Origin of the sequence: Pseudomonas sp. FIP_A4, from assembly GCF_036701605.1 — a bacterium.
Lineage (GTDB): Bacteria > Pseudomonadota > Gammaproteobacteria > Pseudomonadales > Pseudomonadaceae > Stutzerimonas > Stutzerimonas phenolilytica.
The window spans coordinates 1-550 of the sequence record NZ_JAYDXP010000076.1 but is presented as its reverse complement, the minus strand read 5'-3'; the positions used below and the strand labels follow the sequence as shown (position 1 = coordinate 550).

Below are 550 nucleotides of genomic sequence, written 5' to 3'. Positions count from 1 at the left end.
CATGTACGGCGAGGGCAAGAACACCGAACACCCCAAGGACGCGATGGCCTTCATGCAGGCCGCACTGAAGGATGCCGACGTCGCCCGGAACCGCTTTGCTCGCCGCGGCGCTGCGTGAAGGGCGCAGCCAGGTCGGCCTCGACATCGGCCGCCACGGCTCCTCGAGGAAGTGACATGGCCGAACGGACAGTCCTGACCAGCGATGAGCTGGCCTTCATCAACAAGCTCATGCATCGCGCGGCCAAATGGCCATGGCGAGCGCACCGCCGGCTTACGCCGCGATGGCGGACCGCATACCAACGAGCTCATGCTGGCGCTGGCGACCAACGCGGAGCTTACGCGCGAGGCTTGAGCTTGTTGATGACGGCCAGCTCATGGCTGGTCAGGACGGTCCGTTGGGCCTTGTCACTTCCGCGAGGAGTCGGCGGGGCGGGCGCCGACGACCGCGGCACGGCGATCCGTGCCGGGCGGTTTGTTGCGCCCTGCCTGCCGCCAGCGGCAAGCAACACTGGGGCAACCTTCCCGGAGCCGCGCTGAGCCTGGCCATTGC

The 550-nt window shown here is 67.8% G+C and carries 1 pseudogene; it reads left to right on the top strand.

The annotated features are described in order from the left end of the window. Positions 1 to 97 (top strand): annotated as a pseudogene (locus tag U8L64_RS00600) (dienelactone hydrolase family protein); the annotation flags it as partial. Positions 98 to 550 lie beyond the last annotated feature (453 nt).